General features: G+C 52.0%; 8 protein-coding genes. All 8 read right to left on the bottom strand.

Going from position 1 to position 18,492, the window contains the following annotated elements; genetic code table 11:
* Positions 1-28: 28 nt before the first annotated feature.
* Complete coding sequence (locus tag GC096_RS35435; RefSeq protein ID WP_171637478.1) at positions 29-1,384, bottom strand: nucleotide sugar dehydrogenase; 1,356 nt, start codon at positions 1,382-1,384, stop codon at positions 29-31.
* A gap of 31 nt (positions 1,385-1,415) precedes the next feature.
* On the bottom strand, positions 1,416-2,231 hold the full coding sequence (locus GC096_RS35440; protein WP_171637480.1) for a response regulator: 816 nt from the start codon (positions 2,229-2,231) through the stop codon (positions 1,416-1,418).
* A gap of 33 nt (positions 2,232-2,264) precedes the next feature.
* Entirely contained in the window at positions 2,265-3,713 is a 1,449-nt protein-coding gene (locus GC096_RS35445) for a glycosyltransferase family 2 protein (protein WP_171637481.1), read from the bottom strand.
* A gap of 15 nt (positions 3,714-3,728) precedes the next feature.
* Positions 3,729-4,898 carry a HEAT repeat domain-containing protein gene (locus tag GC096_RS35450; RefSeq protein ID WP_171637482.1) on the bottom strand — a complete coding sequence of 390 codons (1,170 nt, stop codon included), beginning with the start codon at positions 4,896-4,898 and terminating at the stop codon, positions 3,729-3,731.
* A gap of 19 nt (positions 4,899-4,917) precedes the next feature.
* Entirely contained in the window at positions 4,918-7,155 is a 2,238-nt protein-coding gene (locus GC096_RS35455) for a hypothetical protein (RefSeq protein ID WP_171637483.1), read from the bottom strand.
* A 1,049-nt stretch (positions 7,156-8,204) separates the two neighbouring features.
* On the bottom strand, positions 8,205-14,066 hold the full coding sequence (locus GC096_RS35460) for an S-layer homology domain-containing protein (RefSeq protein WP_171637484.1): 5,862 nt from the start codon (positions 14,064-14,066) through the stop codon (positions 8,205-8,207).
* 124 nt (positions 14,067-14,190) lie between these two features.
* The gene (locus GC096_RS35465; RefSeq protein WP_171637485.1) at positions 14,191-15,321 is read right to left on the bottom strand and encodes a response regulator; all 1,131 of its coding nucleotides are present in this window, start codon (positions 15,319-15,321) and stop codon (positions 14,191-14,193) included.
* Entirely contained in the window at positions 15,318-18,437 is a 3,120-nt protein-coding gene (locus GC096_RS35470) for a hybrid sensor histidine kinase/response regulator (protein ID WP_171637487.1), read from the bottom strand. The genes GC096_RS35465 and GC096_RS35470 overlap by 4 nt, the downstream gene beginning before the upstream one ends.
* Between the last annotated feature and the right edge of the window lie 55 nt (positions 18,438-18,492).

The following is an 18,492-nucleotide window of genomic DNA, read 5'->3' on the forward strand; positions in this document are numbered from 1 at the left end:
GTTGTCTCCTCTCTCTTCTAAAATGCGTTTAAACGCCTACAGCGAGCCTTACTTCTCGCTTGCGAATACCCGTACCCAATCTATAAATATTGTCCCCTTGAATATCTACAAAAGCGTTGCGCGTATCGATAATCGGCACGCCAAGCTCCGCAAGTTCACGGTTGTTGAAGCAACGGTGATTCGTGATGAGCACCATGCCGTCATATTCGGCAAAAGCGGACAGATCGTAGTTAACAGACTGTACCGTCTCACCATCTTTATCGAGGAAGGAAACGGCATGTGGGTCGTAATAGTCCACTTTAGCTCCGCTCTCCCGAAGAAGCTCGTACAGCTCCAGCCCTGGCGATTCACGAAGATCATCCACATCCGGCTTATACGCCATACCTAGAATAAGAATCTTCGAATTGCGGATGGATTTGGCATACATATTGAGAATCTGCGAAGCTTTATAGCGGACATACTCCGGCATATTATCATTGATGGATTGCGCCAGCTCGATAAACTTACTGTAGAAGCGGAATTCCTTCGCTTTCCACGATAAATACATCGGATCCAGCGGAATGCAGTGACCGCCGATGCCAGGTCCTGGATGGAACGGCATAAAGCCAAACGGCTTCGTCGACGCAGCCTTAATGACCTCCCAGACATCGATGTCCATTTTGTCACACATCATGGCCATTTCATTAATGAACGCAATGTTAATACTGCGGAACGTATTTTCCAGCAGCTTGGACATCTCCGCTACTTTCGGTGAGGAAACAGGTACGACATCCTTCACGACATGGCTGTATAAGGTTACACCGAGGTCGATGCACGCTTCCGTCGTACCCCCGATAACTTTTGGCGTATTAAACGTATTGAATTTAGGATTACCCGGATCGACCCGCTCCGGCGAGAAGCAGAGGAAGAAATCCTTGCCCACCTTAAGTCCTTGCGCTTCCAGCTCGAACTGGATAAGCTCCTCCGTCGTTCCCGGATAGGTCGTGCTCTCCAAGATAATCAAAGCTCCGCGCTTGAGATTTTTCTTAATTTCCCGGACGACACTCTGAATATAAGAGGTATCTGGATCTTGGTTTTCACTGAGTGGCGTCGGTACGCAGATGGAGATGGCATCCAGCCTTTGAACCGTATGGTAGTCATCCGTCGGAATAAATCGACCGGACTCGATGGCTTTCACCACTTCTTCGCTCGGAACGTCTTGAATATACGACTTGCCGCTTTGAAGGGACTCTACCTTCCGGAAATCGAGATCGATGCCGTATACCGTAAACCCGCCCTTCGCCATCTCCATGCATAAAGGAAGGCCTACATAGCCGAGACCGATGACCCCGATTTCGGCCGTTTTTGTCTGAAATTTATATTTTAATTGGTTATATGCGTTCATTATGATTCCACCCTCTCGTGTTTCTCGTTTATTAGCTCAGACGGGAACTTAGTTTTTTGATTCTCCACTCCAGCTCCGAAATGGAGAAGGGCTTCGTCACATAATCGGATGCGCCTAATTCAAAAGCACGATCCATACTTTTCGGCAGCTGCTTATCCGTAAGAACGATGACTTGTCCTTCGCCGGCATAATCCCTCTTGATTTTGTCGATCAACTGGTACCCGTCAAGAATCGGCAGGTTTAGCTCCGTGATCACCAAGTTCGGCATTGTTTTCTCAAATTTCTCGAGCGCTTCACTCCCGTCCTTGGCCTCTTCAACCTTGTAACCGTTGATCTCAAGCCGCAGCTTGACGAACTCTCGGCTCACCTCGTCCGGATCGGCGATGAGAATCGATGTAATTCCCTGCTGAACCCCATGATTCATGAACAGGTGAATATCTCGGCTCTCCCCTTTCCCTTGCAGCGTTGTTTGGAGCAGCTGTGACATGGACTGTTCCGTCAACTCCCCACTCTCTGGGAAGCTGGCGACGACTGTCTGACCTTCGAGCAAATTTTGCTGCTCCAGGAACTCTTTGAGCACGAGCGATGCATAATGGGTATCGATAAGCTTTTGCCCAGACAGAACGATTCCGAGAAGGCCACTTTGATCCAAGTAAAAGCAATGAAGAGGTGCCTCCGGCTCAAAGCCACTCACATAGGACTGCATTTGTTCCAGTACCTTCTGGCCCACCACTGCGCATGGCGCAAGGATCATTCCGTAGGGAGCACCCTTTTCATAGGAAGCCTGAACTCTTTCTGCTAATTGCAACATTGCTTCTTGAATCGGATCATGAACTAGTACCGCCATCTTCTCCACTCCTCTTATCTTTGTATAGGATTGCTATTTATTAAAATTGGTACGGACCATCGTTCCCCACGAATTGTTATTACGCAGGAATTGGACATGTCCGCTTAACCGCCACCAAACACCAATTTGCCGATAACCTGCAAACATCAGGAGCGAATACAAGAGCATTTTGTTCAGGTCACGCAGCTTGGGATATCGACTGAAGGCCGCCTCTTCAATAAATAAGGCCCCCAGGCTTAAGGTAAAGCAGGAAAATAAATTGACTAACGAAAAGATCACGACCGTGTGCCAATCCGTCATATTCAGCATCCAGTAACCCAATATTGCCAACAGGCCGCTAAGGCGGAAATACGGATTCAGTGTTTCAAACACAATGTTATAGGGAAGTGTCAGCAACCCGAAAATTTTGTATTTCGGACGCAGCACCATGTGAATACCTTCTTCAATCATATTTTTCAGATTTCCACGCCCCCAGCGCTTGCGCTGGCTGCTCAAGATCCGGTACGAATCTGGTGCTTGTGTCCAGCAAACGGCATCTGGGCAAAACGCTACCCGGTATGGAATTTTATTGTCCAAACAGTAACGATGAAGCTTAATGACAATGTTCATATCCTCACCAGGGTAGCCACCACGGTAACCGCCGACGGCGATGATCTTTTCTTTTTGAAACACACCGAAGGCTCCTGAAATAATAATGAGTCCATTAACGGCGCTCCAACCGATCCTGCCGCCGAGGAAAGCTTTCGTATATTCGACGTGTTGCAGCGCCGGCAGCAGCTTACGAGGAAATTGAACATCCTTCACAATGCCATCTTCCACCGTGCAGCTGTTCACGATTCGAACATTGCCCCCAACGGCGACCGTTTCTTCGGGGTTCTCCATGTAGACCCGGGCAATCCGTGTTAAGGCATCCTTTTCAAGCAAAGAGTCCGCATCAATCGTTGAAATCAACGCATAGTGGGAAAGGTTAATTCCAGCGTTTAACGAATCCGCCTTCCCTCCATTCTCTTTATCTACCAAATATAGATTGGGATACTCGGAATTATGGTACACCCCTCTGACTTTTCCGGTCTTAATGGAGCTGGAAAGCACCGGATGAAGGAGCTCCAGATTGAATTCTTCAATCATGCACTTCAAGGTCCCATCCTGTGAACCGTCATTGACGACGATCACCTCATACTCTGCATAATTGAGCGCCAGCAGTGACCTGACGTTCTCAATAATGGTTAACTCCTCGTTATAGGCCGGTACCAACAGGGAAACTGGCGGAAGCTGACTGGAACTGGATAGCTTATTGATTCGATTGTACTGAATTCCCCGCTTGATCGAGAAAATATGCCGAATCGAGAATCCAAAGATAAAATAATAGAGCAGTGTGACGAGAATAACGTAAAAGATCGCGACATAGCTGTAATAGAGCAAAAACTCCCTTAACCCGTGCAGGAATGAATCCAACACTACTTGATATCCGAAAACCCACATGTTTACGCAACCCTCCTATACGACACGATAGATACGTTTAGACCTGTGAAATACTTTGTCATAGGTGTACATCAGTGTGTTATATTGCATGAGCTTATCCCAATTGTGCAGCTGCATAGACAGATGCTTGATCTCATCATCAATTAGCTGCTGCATGAACTGCCCTCGTTCGACACCTTGAACCGCTGCTGCGCGCTCACAAAGCGCCACCATACCTTCTTCTCCCATACGTAGCAGCCCTTTGGCCGACGCATACACGATTCGCTGATCGGCATCACTCAGACTGGTTGTCATCAGCTCGATGTAAGCCGTACTTTTGATGTCGGCCAAAGTCTCTATCGTCAATCGGCGAATGCCCAGATTGGGATGACTCAACAGCTTACTAACAACGTTCTTAGGCAGCAAACGGGAGCTTTTCAGATACAAATCCACCGCTTTGATTTGAATGTCCTCATGCTTGGAATCCATGAGACGATAAACCGCAGAAGCTGCTGCCGGATCTGTGTAGACATTGAGCCCAATCAGCCCAATCCGAACGTAAGCTGGATCCTGACGACTCACATAGCCCGTGTACAAGGAACCGGCATCCACGTCCGAGTCCGCGATCATATCCACAATCAGTTCGTAGCATTTCTTGTTGTGCTGAAGCAGCGTCTGAACCATGGCTCCGAGCTCCTGCTGGCTGCGGGCACACTTGGCGACAGCTCGGGCTACCACAAACAGAGACGAATTGAGCGGATGCACCTTTAACATGTCCAGTAAAAACGGTACCGCCTCCTTCACCCGCATGCATCCCAAATGATAAGCGGCATCCAGCTTCACCGGATAAGATCGGCTGCTCAAGCGTTCCATATGGTGCTGCACGAGCCCCAAATCTACGCAAAGCTGGGCCAGCTTGTGCCGCTGTTCGCCGGAGAAGATTTCCATCATATCATTCAGCTTCTCTTGCATTGCGTCTCTTTCCACCGGATTCATCTTCCAGGGAGGGACTCTTAACGGCTCTGTCCCATCCAGATTCGCTTGCACATAAGTCGAGTAATCCTTAAACTTCGTTTGGAAGCGGTCGTTCAGCTTTCTCTTTCTTATACTTCTCATCTTGATGGCATAAATGATGACCACACAAACCAGATTAAAAGCCAAAATAATATATAACGCTTGTATGGCTGCATTAAGATTGGTGTACACACCTGCACTCTCCTCTTCTTTAACTGCTCGATGGAACGGTACTGGTAACGGGTCCGTTGATCTTATGCAACGCCTCTTTCATGATGTAGTAACTTTGTTTCGGCCGTTCCACATATTTCACCTTATCTTCCCATCCCTGCCATGTGTATAGCGGCATCGCGGATACCGGAACCGGCTGCGCCGCAGCGGAGTTATCCCGACCAACGACCCCATCATTCTTCACAATCCATGGAACAAAGCGAACACCTTTCACGTGCGTCATTTCAAATTTATTTTTACTCGGCAGGTTGTAGTTGATAACGCTCAGCGAGCTTGGATCGCTGAATCCCAGCAGCATCCACGGTATGCGCATTTCGAGCACATCCCCTTGAACCTGCCACATTGCCTTCGAATTGTAATCAGGACGCGCCGGATCGCTATAGCCTCTCTCTAAAAGGCCAACCTCTACATCCCCGAAGGGGTGGTCAACCCGGGAGTCGGGATGTTCCAGCAGATAATTGACAGCCAGCTTCCAAGGTTTAAAAATCCCCGAGTCATCCAGCTTTTCCTTCGGATCGATGTTCGGCAGCCCGGAACGTTCATACATGCGGGCATGGATATCGTAATTGGAAGCGATCGTTATGCGGCTTTTATTTTCATCCGACAGCTCAATCAATGTTTCCAATCCTTCATCCAGTGTCATGCCGTGAAGCTCCGGTCCGTGGCGATTACCACCAGGCAGCGTATCCGCCCCGAAGTAGATGCTTTCCTTCGACGGGTCAAATGGCTCAGTTAGCTTGGCCTGCAAGTACAGGTAGCCTTCGTCCTGTGTGGCCCAAATCTCCTCAAACCCGGGAGCCTGCACATCGAGCTTCGTCTTATCCTTCAACTTGTTCCAATCCGAGGCGTCCCCATCGATGTGAATATCATCGTCTTTGCTCGGGAACATCCCGAGTACCCCGAAGAACGACTCATTCGTCAACGTGTTATACCAGTACGCCCGGCGATCCGCTTCATCATAGCGTTGCGTGTTCCACGTCTTCTTAAACCATTCGTCCTGCCACGTGAACAAAATCGCTCCAGAGTAGCCGGACCCGTGAATCTGCTGCAGTAAGTCCGTATCGATCTCTCCCTGCTGCTTCTCGCTATGACCGCCCTGATTGCGGCCGAGCGTTCCCAAGTGGGCTACACCGACAGAAGCCGGCACACCATACTCCGTAATCATGACCGGCAGATTGGGATGCGCTGCTTTTAATTTATTCAGGTAGGTGAGGTAACTATCTGGTTCTCCTTTGCTGTTGGTCATTTCCTGAAACGACTTATCAAATGCAAAGAAGTCCGGATAATAGGGATACACATGATACGAGGCAAAATAGCCCGCCTCCCAATTAGCCGCCTCGATATGCGTCGGATCGACACTAACCAGATCCTCTTCAACCAGCGGCTCTCCCGGATGCGTGAGCGGATCCGTCGTTACCCAATTGGCGAAAGCCATGGGATGCTGCCAGCCATACTGAATTTCCGTTTGCGCCGCCGTGTCGACCATCAAGGCCAGCCACTTTTCAAAAGCGCTCGCTCCCGGTTTATTCCGGAAATATTTCCCGTCATAGTCTGGGGTGTCCTTATGCAAATCATTGGTCCCCTTCACCATCTTCGGATCCCATTCCGTCCCAATAATCCAGCCCATAAGATAAGGACCTGCATTATAGGTATAGGTGCCTCCTGCTTTTCCCGAATGTGGTTCAGGCGTGAGTGTCGTTTTGCCATAGACCGCCGAAACCGCGTCTTTAATCTCTTGCTCGAACTTTTGCTTAATCTTAGGATCGAAGGCATCTTGCCCTTCAATCAGCTGTTCCTCGGGGCTCCATACACCCTGAAGGAAGAAAAGCGGATCTTTCTGATGTTTCATGTTGTATTTGGAAAGCGCCTCGTAAAACTCGGGCATCATGATCGTATACACCCGGATGACATTCGCCCCCATGTCCTGAATCATCCCAAACCATCTCTCATACTCGTCCTCTGAAATGATCAGTTCACCAGGAAAATGTCCAGGGATCGTCGCCCCCATATTAATTCCCTTGGCAAAATAGGGCTGCCAGGCTTCATTCGTGTATTCTTCTACATTCGTTCCTTGTGTCTTAAACTTCACATGTATGCCGCTAGCCAGCGTCGTGCTTTCGATTCTGACCAAAAGCGGACGCAGCCAATAATAAAGCGCACCGGCTACAATCACGAGCACAAGACCTAATCTCACCAACAATTTGAGCCACTTGCTCATCCTATTCACCTTCGATTATTTGCTGAGTTCATCTGTCTATTGCCATGGTACGACAGGAAAGTGCAATTGTCTGTTTTCAAAGTGTTAAACATTGTGATCAATTGAACATGATTGTGTTCGTTGTTGGAACTTTGTTATTAAAGAGTTAAAAGATTGTGAGAGGATTGTTAAAATGGAAAAAAACACCTAATTTAAGCATTAGGTGTTTTTCAACTAATCTATTCATTTCATCAATAATCAGTTATCCCTATTATTTTGGCGCTTCTGTTTCATATTCTAATTCTATTGATCTACCAATTCATATTTATCCATCTCCTTTTCATTTTACAGTGCTTGTTATCTGCCAGATGACACTATATAAGTAGGAAAGGACATGGACATGAACATGAGAAAAACCTGAGGCTCTGCCTCAGATCCTTAGTAAAAACCCAATCTGATGTGTATAGGGAGGGTTGTCAATGTTTCAAATATTCTTCCCAAACCTAGAGAGTATGGCGAAAAGAGGATGGTTGAATTTTCTAACAGACATGACAGCCTCTAATAGCTAAAAATGAGGCCGTTGTGATTTTTAATGGACACCAGAGGCGTTATTGACTGATTTGTGTGCCAACATGCGTGGCAAGGGACTGAATAACGGCCGTGGCGTCCGTTAGCATTTGGACTCCCTGCTTTTCTTATTAAATAACGGCTCCCCTGTCCGTAACTCAGAAAAAATGAAAGCTAACCTTGCATCACAACTGGTTCCCTATGCTGCTCTTATCCCAACAGCAACGGTTAGCTTAGGTGAAGTCTTCCTACTATCCATTTTTTAGAAAGGGGGGCCTCTTTCACAACACCCCTAATGTGATTCTCGTAAACCCCAAACATATAAATTCTTATCTTTTGAGAAAAGCTTCTATCGAAGTCCTTCGAGGATGCACGACCGCGTTTTAAATGTTGTTTTTATCGCCAATAAGAATTTGTTCTTCCGAGTATCGGAAACTTATAAATTCTTATGTGGTAAAGAAAACGTTGATTCGCTCAACGTCTTCTTCATTACTCTTTAGGTTTTAAATGAGATTCGACTGCTTAAGCAGTCTCTGGATCAGCGTCGCCACTTCAGCACGGGTGACATTGGCTTTGGCTTCTAACTTGCCGCCGCTTCGACCGCTGATCAGCCCTGCCTTGGCTGCCAACGTGATGCTGTCTATGGCCCACGTTCCCATGTTGGCGCTGTCGGCATAATTGCCGAGCAACGCATCTTTATCAGGCGCGCCCGTTGCCTTGGCGAGACCTGTCAGCTTCATCGCTTTGGCGATGATAACCATTGCCTGCTCGCGCGTGATCTTGGCGTTTGGCTGGAAGGTTTCATCCTCAAAGCCCGAAACTAGGCCGTAGGTTACGGCCGTCTGAATGGCGCTCGCATACCAAGCGTTCGTTGCGACGTCGCCAAAGCTCTGCAATCCCTCGCCCAGCCTCAGTCCCAATCCACGCCCGATCATCGCCACGAACTCGGCGCGGGTGATGTCCGCGTCCGGATTGAACGTTGTATCGTTCACGCCATGGATGACGAGGCGCGCCCCCATGTCGTTCACGGCTTCCTTGGCCCAATGCTTCTCCACGTCGGCAAAGGCGAACGGATGCCAAACGACCGTGTACGTGCTGTTGGTTAAGCTATTGATTTTCGCGTAAGACTTGCCATCGATCGTTACGATCTTGGTTGGTACGTGCCGCACCGTTCCGTCGGCGTCAACGACGACGCCCGTTGTTATTCGGTTCAGGTCGATGCCGTCAGGCAAAGCCACCATGCGTTCGACATAGACGTTAAATGTCGAGACTTCGACCGTTTTCCCGCCATAGGTGCCTGTGACCGTGAAGTCAACGGCGGGCACGACAACGGAGAGCTCGCCCTTCGACGCCGCGTTCTCGACTACCTTGGCCATCGTGTCCAGCGTTTGCGCAACCGTGACTTTTAACAGAATGTCCTCCAGCTTTACACTGCTGCCGAGCTTACCGGCTAATTCGTCGATGTTGATCTCTTTCGCTGGCAACGTATAGGTTCCCTTGTTCGTCTGCAGAACGATCGTCGCCGAGAGATTCTCCATGTTTTTAACCATCTGACCGTTCAGTTCGCCGACAATGATGTTCGACGCAGAATTGACCGGAATGGTCACGAATGCATTCGCGCCCTCCGCTTCCAGCATCGCCCGCAGTTTGGCTAGATCAACAACAACCGTCGTCGTCTTAACGCCGTCCAATACCGTCGTTGTTGCTTTGCCCGCATTTTCAACCTTGCCGTTAACCAGCACGTCGAACGACTCTTCCTTTGAGCCGGCCGTTCCGGTCGATGTCTCATTCAAAGGCTGAGGAGCAGGCTGCTCGGCGATCACAATGGCCGCCGTTTGACCGAACTTCACGACTAGGTCTTGCGCATCTACCTCGGCTATGCCGATCTTGTCGCCGTTCGCTGCCGGAATCATCCAATCACTTGGGACGTTCAGGTAGCCGCTAAGCGTGTCGCCGACATTGGGTACGCCTACGACACCGCTGCCGAAGTTGAAGTAGACCAGCCGGTGATTGTCGTAGACGGTAGACGTCACAGTAATCCGGGTTTTGCCATCGTTTGCCGCGCCACTTGGATCTCCTGCGGTCACGTTCAAACCTCCAGCCGGAACGGCAGCATTCGTTGTGAAGATTAGCGTAGTTGATGGTCCCGCTGGAACGGAGCCGCTGGCTGCCACCCGTACCTGAACCGTATGCTCGCCGCTCAGTTGCGGCATGTTGGTTCCGTCATATCGGACGTAAGCTTCACCGTCGACCGAGAATTCCATCGTAGTGTCCAAATCGACAATTGCATTGCTAGCATCGTCGGCACTCACATTTGGCGCAGCTGGAATGATTGCATTCGAGTCATGAATGGTTACCTGAGCAGGGATGGAGGCAAATGCCGATTCTGTTGCGGCTACTCGCACATAATAGACGCCAGGCGCTAGCTCGACAACCGAAGTCCCCGTTATATTCATCCATGTTCCCGTGTTCCCTATTTTAAACTCCATCGCGAGATTTACATTGAGAATAGAACCGTCATTAGCTCCGTTATAAGTGATATCCGTCACGGTTATATCAACCGGAGCTGCCGGGCGGGAAGGCAAGCTGAGTGTCTGCGCCGCGCTGTCGGTCGTGGTTGTGCCGTTGCCTTTCTTCACCACGTTCACCGTTAAGCCTAGCCAGCTGCTGTTGATCGCCGCCTTACCGCTGCCGTCAGCCGTCACCGCTGTTCCGTTGATGGTGTAGGCGCCGTTCGGCACCAGCCCCGTCAGCTGTTCCTCTGTGTAGTCGATCTCCGCCGCGGGCGTTGGTTCCAACGACGCGGTGAACGCCGCGATCGTTACCGTCTGCGCAACAGATGCGAAAGCCGAAGTCGTTGCTTTGACGCGCACGGAGTACATATCCGGCGCCAGCCCCGTTACGGTCGTGCCGCTTATGCTTGTCCAGTTACCGCTTCCCTTTTTGTACTCCATCGCCGTCGTCACGTTCGTTAGCGTACCGTTGTTGCCGTTGATGGACGTCTCGTCCGTCTTTCCTGCGGTCGGTGTCGCCGGGCGGGCCGGCAGGCTCAACGTCTGCGCCGCGCTGTCGGTCGTGGTTGTGCTATTGCCCTTCTTCACCACGTTCACCGTTAAGCCCAGCCAGCTGCTGTTGATCGCCGCCTTACCGCTGCCGTCAGCCGTCACCGCTGTTCCGTTAATGGTGTAGGCGCCGTTCGGCACCAGCCCCGTCAGCTGTTCCGCCGCATAGTCGATCGCCGCCGCGGGCGTTGGTTCCAACGATGCGGTGAACGCCGCAATCGTTACCGTCTGTGCATCAGATGCGAAAGCCGAAGACGTTGCTTTGACCCGCACAGAGTACGTATCCGGCGCCAGGCCCGTTACGGTCGTGCCGCTTATGCTTGTCCAGTTGCCGCTTCCCTTTTTGTACTCCATCGCCGTCGTCACGTTCGTTAGCGTACCGTTGTTGCCGTTGATGGACGTCTCGTCCGTCTTTCCTGCGGTCGGCGTCGCCGGGCGGGAAGGCAGGCTCAACGTCTGCGCCGCGCTGTCGGTCGTCGTCGTGCCGTTGCCTTTCTTCACCACGTTCACCGTTAAGCCCAGCCAGCTGCTGTTGATCGCGGCCTTGCCGCTGCCGTCGGTCGTTACCGCTGTTCCGTTAATGGTGTAGGTGCCGTTCGGCACCAGCCCCGTCAGTTGTTCCGCTGCGTAGTCGATCGCCGCCGCGGGCGTTGGTTCCGACGATGCGGTGAACGCCGCAATCGTTACCGTCTGCGCAACAGATGCGAAGGCTGAAGACGTTGCTTTGACCCGCACGGCGTACGTATCCGGCGCCAGCCCCGTGACGGTCGTGCCGCTTATACTTGTCCAGTTGCCGCTTCCCTTTTGGTACTCCATCGCCGATGTCACGTTCGTTAGCGTACCGTTGTTGCCGTTGATGGACGTCTCGTCCGTCTTTCCTGCGGTCGGCGTCGCCGGGCGGGAAGGCAGGCTCAACGTCTGCGCCGCGCTGTCGGTCGTGGTTGTGCCGTTGCCTTTCTTCACGACGTTCACCGTTAAGCCCAGCCAGCTACTGGTGATCGCCGCCTTGCTATTGCCGTCGGCCGTCACCGCCGTGCCGTCAATAGTGTAGGCGCCGTTCGGCACCAGCCCCGTCAGCTGTTCCGCTGCGTAGTCGATCGCCGCCGCGGGCGTTGGTTCCGACGATGCGGTGAACGCCGCGATCGTTACCGTCTGTGCATCAGATACGAAAGCCGAAGACGTTGCTTTGACGCGCACGGAGTACGTATCCGGCGCCAGACCCGTTACGGTCGTGCCGCTTATGCTTGTCCAGTTGCCGCTTCCCTTTTTGTACTCCATCGCCGATGTCACGTTCGTCAGCGTACCGTTGTTGCCGTTGATGGACGTCTCGTCCGTCTTTCCTGCGGTCGGCATCGCCGGGCGGGCCGGCAGGCTCAACGTCTGCGACGCGCTGTCGGTCGTGGTTGTGCTGTTGCCCTTCTTCACCACGTTCACAGCTAACCCCAGCCAGCTGCTGTTGATCGCGGCCTTACCGTTGCCGTCGGCCGTCACCGCCGTTCCGTTAATGGTGTAGGCGCCGTTAAGCACCAGCCCCGTCAACTGTTCCGCTGCGTAGTCGATCTCCGCCGCCGGCGTTGGTTCTGACGATGCGGTGAACGCCGCGATCGTTACCGTCTGTGCAACAGATGCGAAAGCCGAAGACGTTGCTTTGACGCGCACGGCGTACGTATCCGGCGCCAGCCCCGTTACGGTCGTGCCGCTTATGTTTGTCCAGTTGCCACTTCCCTTTTTGTACTCCATCGCCGTCGTCACGTTCGTCAGCGTACCGTTGTTTCCGTTGATGGACGTCTCGTCCGTCTTTCCTGCGGTCGGCGTCGCCGGGCGGGAAGGCAAGCTGACTGTCTGCGACGCGCTGTCGGTCGTGGTTGTGCTGTTGCCCTTCTTCACCACGTTCACAGTTAAGCCCAGCCAGCTGCTGTTGATCGCCGCCTTACCGTTGCCGTCGGCCGTCACCGCCGTTCCGTTAATAGTGTAGGCGCCGTTCGGCACCAGCCCCGTCAACTGTTCCGCTGCGTAGTCGATCGCCGCCGCGGGCGTTGGTTCCGACGATGCGGTGAACGCCGCGATCGTTACCGTCTGCGCAACAGATGTGAAGGCTGAAGATGTTGCTTTGACGCGCACGGCGTACGTATCCGGCGCCAGACCCGTTACGGTCGTGCCGCTTATGCTTGTCCAGTTGCCGCTTCCCTTTTGGTACTCCATCGCCATCGTCACGTTCGTCAGCGTACCGTTGTTGCCGTTGATGGACGTCTCGTCCGTCTTTCCTGCGGTCGGCGTCGCCGGGCGGGAAGGCAAGCTGACTGTCTGCGCCGCGCTGTCGGTCGTCGTCGTGCCGTTGCCTTTCTTCACCACGTTCACAGTTAAGCCCAGCCAGCTGCTGTTGATCGCGGCCTTGCCGCTGCCGTCGGTCGTTACCGCTGTTCCGTTAATGGTGTAGGCGCCGTTCGGCACCAGCCCCGTCAGTTGTTCCGCTGCGTAGTTAATCCCCGCCGTCGGCGTCCCTTCAGGCGACGTCGCTGCGGTGACCGTAACAGAATTGGAAGCTGTGGAACTAGAGCCCGTTATCGAAATATTCATCGCTTTAACCGTGAACGTATAGTCTCCTGCTGGTAAACTTGTGACCGTAATCGGACTGGAAGTGCCCGATGCGGTAATGTTGCCCGGCGAGGAAGTGACGGTGTATCTCGTAATCGCGGCACCGCCGTTACTTGTCGGAGGATCAAAGGATATCCTCGCTTGGTTAACGCCACCTAAAGCGCTAACGTTCAACGGGGCGCTAGGTGCTGTTATGTTGTAGAGGTTGAATTCATATATTCGAAAATATGTATCGTAATTAGATTTAATAACAAGTCTGACATATCTTGCAGAAACTGGGGATGATAAATACTTCACGCCCGAGTCATAGTACTGGGTTGGAGTCATCGTAGCCGAAGCATTAGGATCGTTGATCGGAGAGAAGTTTACCCCATTCGAGCTGATTTGCAATTCGATACCCATAATGTACCAACCACGATAAATTTCCCATGAATTAAAGGTCGTCTGTGTGCCTAAATCGACCGTTAAATAGCCCCCTGTGGTTGTGTTGCTTTGAGACCAGAAAGTACTGTTAATGCCATCTACTGCATTACTTCCCACGTAGCTACTAAAAGTTCCGCTTACCGTCACCGGCTTGTTCAGCGCCAGGTTCGTCGCAGCCGCCGCATGCGCCTTTTGCCAATTCAAAAAGGATAGTACGTTAAAAATCAGTAAAAACGCCAAAGTTGTTGAGATGAATCTTTTGAGCTTAGGATTATCCCGGTTCATTCAAGTGCCTCCCTAGTTGTTTTGATATACGCTATGTGCCATTATAACGGGAGCGATGTTGCAAAAATGTTGCAAAACAAAAAGGAACCCGCTTCGGTTAGCAGGTTCCTTCATCTAATAAGGTTCAATCCGTTAAGGCGCTAAGCAACGCGGTAAGCGTCTCTCCCGGCAAAGTACCCAGCTCGGTGCGGATCATCTCGGCATATGCTTCATAGTAGGCAGCCGCGCGTTGCGGACCGCCGATGCGATGGTGCAGCTTTGACGCCGTTTCCCGCAACGATTCGTCGTATGAATCGTGTTCGACGAGCAGCTCGGCCAGCCGCAGCGCCTTGAGCGGCTCAACCTCGGCTTTTTCGTAATACAAGAGGAGGTTCTTCCCCAGGTGCAGGAAATACTGACGATACTGACTTCGGTATGGCTCGCACCAGACGCTGTCGAATTCTTGCAGGAACGGTCGGCTGCAACGGAGAACGAGTAGCTCCACATAGGCCAGATTATCCGCGATCGGCTCGACGGCATCCAGCACGAACAGTTCTAATTCCGCCGCGTCCACTGACAGCGCTTCATCGGACAAAACCAGCCTGTAGCCGTTTCTGACGGAAGCCAGCGCCATTCCCGAGCGGCAATCTCGTAACGTCTTGTTAATTCTGCTAACCGTGCTTCGAAGGTTGATGCCTGCCTTCTCCTCATTCTGGTTCGGCCAGAGCACCTCGAACAACTCCCACTTGCTGACCTCCTTTTCACAAGGCTGCAGCAGCATATACGCGAACAACTCCGCGCACTTGGCCGTTACCCAGCGAACCGGCTCGTGGGCATCATCCATATGCAGCGCGAACTTGCCGAATAGCGTGGCAACAGCCGTCCGTTGTCCGCTGCCTATGGCTCCTCCGCGATGCTGTCTTCTTTTCGAAATGCGTTCAAGCGTACGCTCCAAATCTTCCTCCATCACCGGCTTTAGCAAATAGTCGAGCGCATTCACCCGAAAAGCGTCGAGCGCATATTGATTGTAGGCGGTAATGAACACAACTTCCATGTCGAGCTTGTCCGCATATACCTGCTCCGCGATTTCCAATCCGCTCAGCTCCGGCATTTCGATATCCAGAAACAGTACATCAGGCTGTAATGCTTTGGCCATTCCAAACGCCTCGTGAGGATTCACGCAGCGACCCAACACCTTTGCGCCGGCATGAACCAACATTCTGTCAACTTGCTCGGCAACGAGCTGTTCATCATCTACGACAATCGCTCTTATCATCCTGCATCGTCCCTCTCTCTGTCAGGTCCGGCCGTTTCCACGCTGGATGGAATCAGGAAAGCGACTGTCGTGCCCTTGCCCTGAACGCTCTCCACCAGCAAGCCTTGCCCGAACTCGTTCATTAGCCGCTTATGTACGTTAATTACACCGATGCTTCCTTCCAACCGCTCCGGCCTTACGATTCGATCCAACTGCTCTTCGGTCATGCCAACCCCATCGTCCAGTACGGCTATACGCAAGCCTTGCGGCTCTAGCTTCGCCCGAATGACCACCGTGCCTCCCGACAGTCGCTTCATGATGCCGTGACGAATCGCATTTTCGACCAATGGCTGCAGGATTAACGCCGGAATCAACGTCGCTGTTCGGACATCAACATCCCATTCCACATTCAGACGTGCACCGAAACGAGCCATCTCCAGCTCGACATAGGATTTGGTCAGAGACAGCTCCCGCTTCAGACTGACCTTGGCATGTCGGGGGTCCAAATCGAAGCTGAGCCGCAAATAGTTGCTGAATTGGCCCAGCAGCTTGCCTGCCCGCTCTCCGTCGCTGTAGCATAACGAGATAATGCCGCTCAAGGCGTTGTATATAAAATGCGGCTTGATCTGCGATTGCAGAAACAGCGTCTCCATGTGAATGGCCTGCTCGACGGCTTCCTTCAATTGAAGCATCGTCTGTACTCGGGCCAGCAGCTCCTTGCCGTTGAATGGCTTCACCAGAAAATCGTTGGCCCCCGCCTCGAAGCCCATCGCGATATCAGCCGGCGAGCTGCGTACCGTCAGCAGCAAAACGGGCAGCTTGTATAGCGGGGTCTCCTCCCGAATTCGCCTGCACACTTCATATCCGGAAAGCTCGGGCATCATCACATCGAGCAGGACAAGCGACACATCGCCACGATGCTTCTGGATCAGCTTGAGCGCATCCGCTCCGTTATACGCTACGAGAATGTGATAGCGACTGGGCGCTAATAACTCCTGCAGCACCTTGATATTGGAGGCATCATCATCCACCAGCAAAATCTTCACCTTGGGAGATCGTTCCATCGCTTGCGGAGACGTCTCTTCAGCCGTCAACGAGCTTGCCTCGGACAGCAGCGGCGGTTCCTCGCCGACAGCGACTTCTGCCCAGGCGGCCTCCGGTTCCCTCTGCATTGCCGACGCCTCCGGCAGCCGCAGCTCAAACACGGAACCTCTTCCCGGCTCCGACCACTCCAGTTCCAGATCGCCGCCCATTTGCATCGCAAGAGCCTTCGATATTTTCAGACCCAGACCGGAAGATTGAAACATCGAGACCGCCGGCTCTCCGTCGCCTTCGTACAGATCGGCTTTGAATAGCCCCTGCCGCCGCTCCCCGTTCATCCCGGCGCCGGTGTCCGCGAACGTCAGGCTCAGCCAACCTTCTCGCGACTCAGCGGCTACCGCCACGCTTCCCCGTTCCGTAAACTTCAACGCATTACCTACCAGATTCACGAGAATTTGCTTCAGTCGGTTCTCGTCGGTGAACAAATAGTAGGTTCCCGGAATCACCTGATTGATCAGTTGTACCTGATCGTTCCTGCGCAGGTATTTCAGCGCTTCGAGCGTAGCCTGCACCGTGCCGCTGACATCGAAGAACCGATTGTGAAACATCAGGCTGCCTTGCTGCAAGCTTTGAAAATCGATAATGTCATTCACCAGCGTAGACAGGCGGTTCGCCTGGGCAATGATGAAGTTCAGATTGTCGCGATGCCGATGCGCCATCTCTTCACCGCTCTGGTCAATGACCACCTGCGCCAGATTAATAATGCCGTGCAGCGGCGTCTTGAATTCGTGGGACGTGTGGATGAGAAACTCGTCTTTTTGGCGATCGTACGCAATGAGCTGTTCGGCCAATCGCTCGTTCCGCTCGAACGCGTCGCGCATCCGGTCCGACATGAGAAACGACTGCGATAGAACGAGTAGCAGCGGCGTGACGATCATATAATATGGGTTGTCGAGCGCCAGCTGATAGCGCGTCTGGGCATACACCCAGCTAATAATAAGGAAAAATAGACCGAGTAAAATATAGTAAACCTGAACCCCGCCATTTCGATTACGAAAAATCCAGCGAATCATAAACGCGAAGGTGATCAATTGCAGGATAATTCCGATCCAAAGAATATCGACCAAGTAGTCGTTCGGCAGAGCAACCAATACGATCAAATAGACATAAGAGACCCGTCTCAGCCACTTATATTCCGTACTCCCCTTAAGGTCCAGGTACAGATAGACGTAGAGCGTATACGAGAAGAGGGATACGTAGGGCAGGATGAACAGCATTTTCTGCAACAACAGGAAGGGTATCTCTGGGAGCAGGGTGACCATGACGATTTCGTTGTCGATGCTGAAGAATAACCCTAATGACAAGCAGAACAAACTGAAACAGACGAGATACGGATCTTTCTTCCATTGCTTGAACGTACCTGCGAAATAAACCCCGAATACCAGCAGCGCGGTTATGACAATCATATCCGCCAGACGGGCATTATCGCGCCTGGCCATTACATCATCAGTTAACCCGAATTCCGGCGCTTGCACCAATCCGCCTTCCAGATAGCGGTAGCTAGCTATCTGAATGATAATGTCAATGGTGTCGGTATCCGCTTTGATTGTACCGAAGAACGGAAGATTGCTAGGTACGAATCTGTCTGCTGACAAATCCGGTTTTCCGGTACCGCCTAGGTCCGATCCGTCCATATAGATACGGCTGGACATACGAATTTTTTTGCCTCTAAGGCTATAAAAGTCAGAATCGCCAACCTCAATTCGCAGACGGTACGTACCCGCACCATACCCGCTGCCCGAGGAAACGACACCCTTCCACCCTCCGGGAACGCGAACGATTCGGCGCTCCGCTTCCAGTGTCTTATTACTTGTGTGGAAATCTTGCGGAGTCAGCAGCTTGTTCTCGTAAAACTCCCACTCTCCCCGCAACGGTACAATTCCTTGCTTCGCAAAATCCCATTGTCTGGCGTCCAGCACCCCATTTCGCGCTTCCGGGTACTGAAACGTAGGATTCAGCCATTCATAAATGAATAGCGATGTAACGACGGTGAATACAACAATCATACCGATTAGTACCGTCAACTGTTTTCTCATTGAGTCCATTTCCCTTTTTCGCCAAATCTTCCTAAGAACTTTGACCTAAATATAC

It is taken from the genome of Paenibacillus plantarum, from assembly GCF_013141695.1.
Taxonomy (GTDB): domain Bacteria; phylum Bacillota; class Bacilli; order Paenibacillales; family NBRC-103111; genus Paenibacillus_E; species Paenibacillus_E plantarum.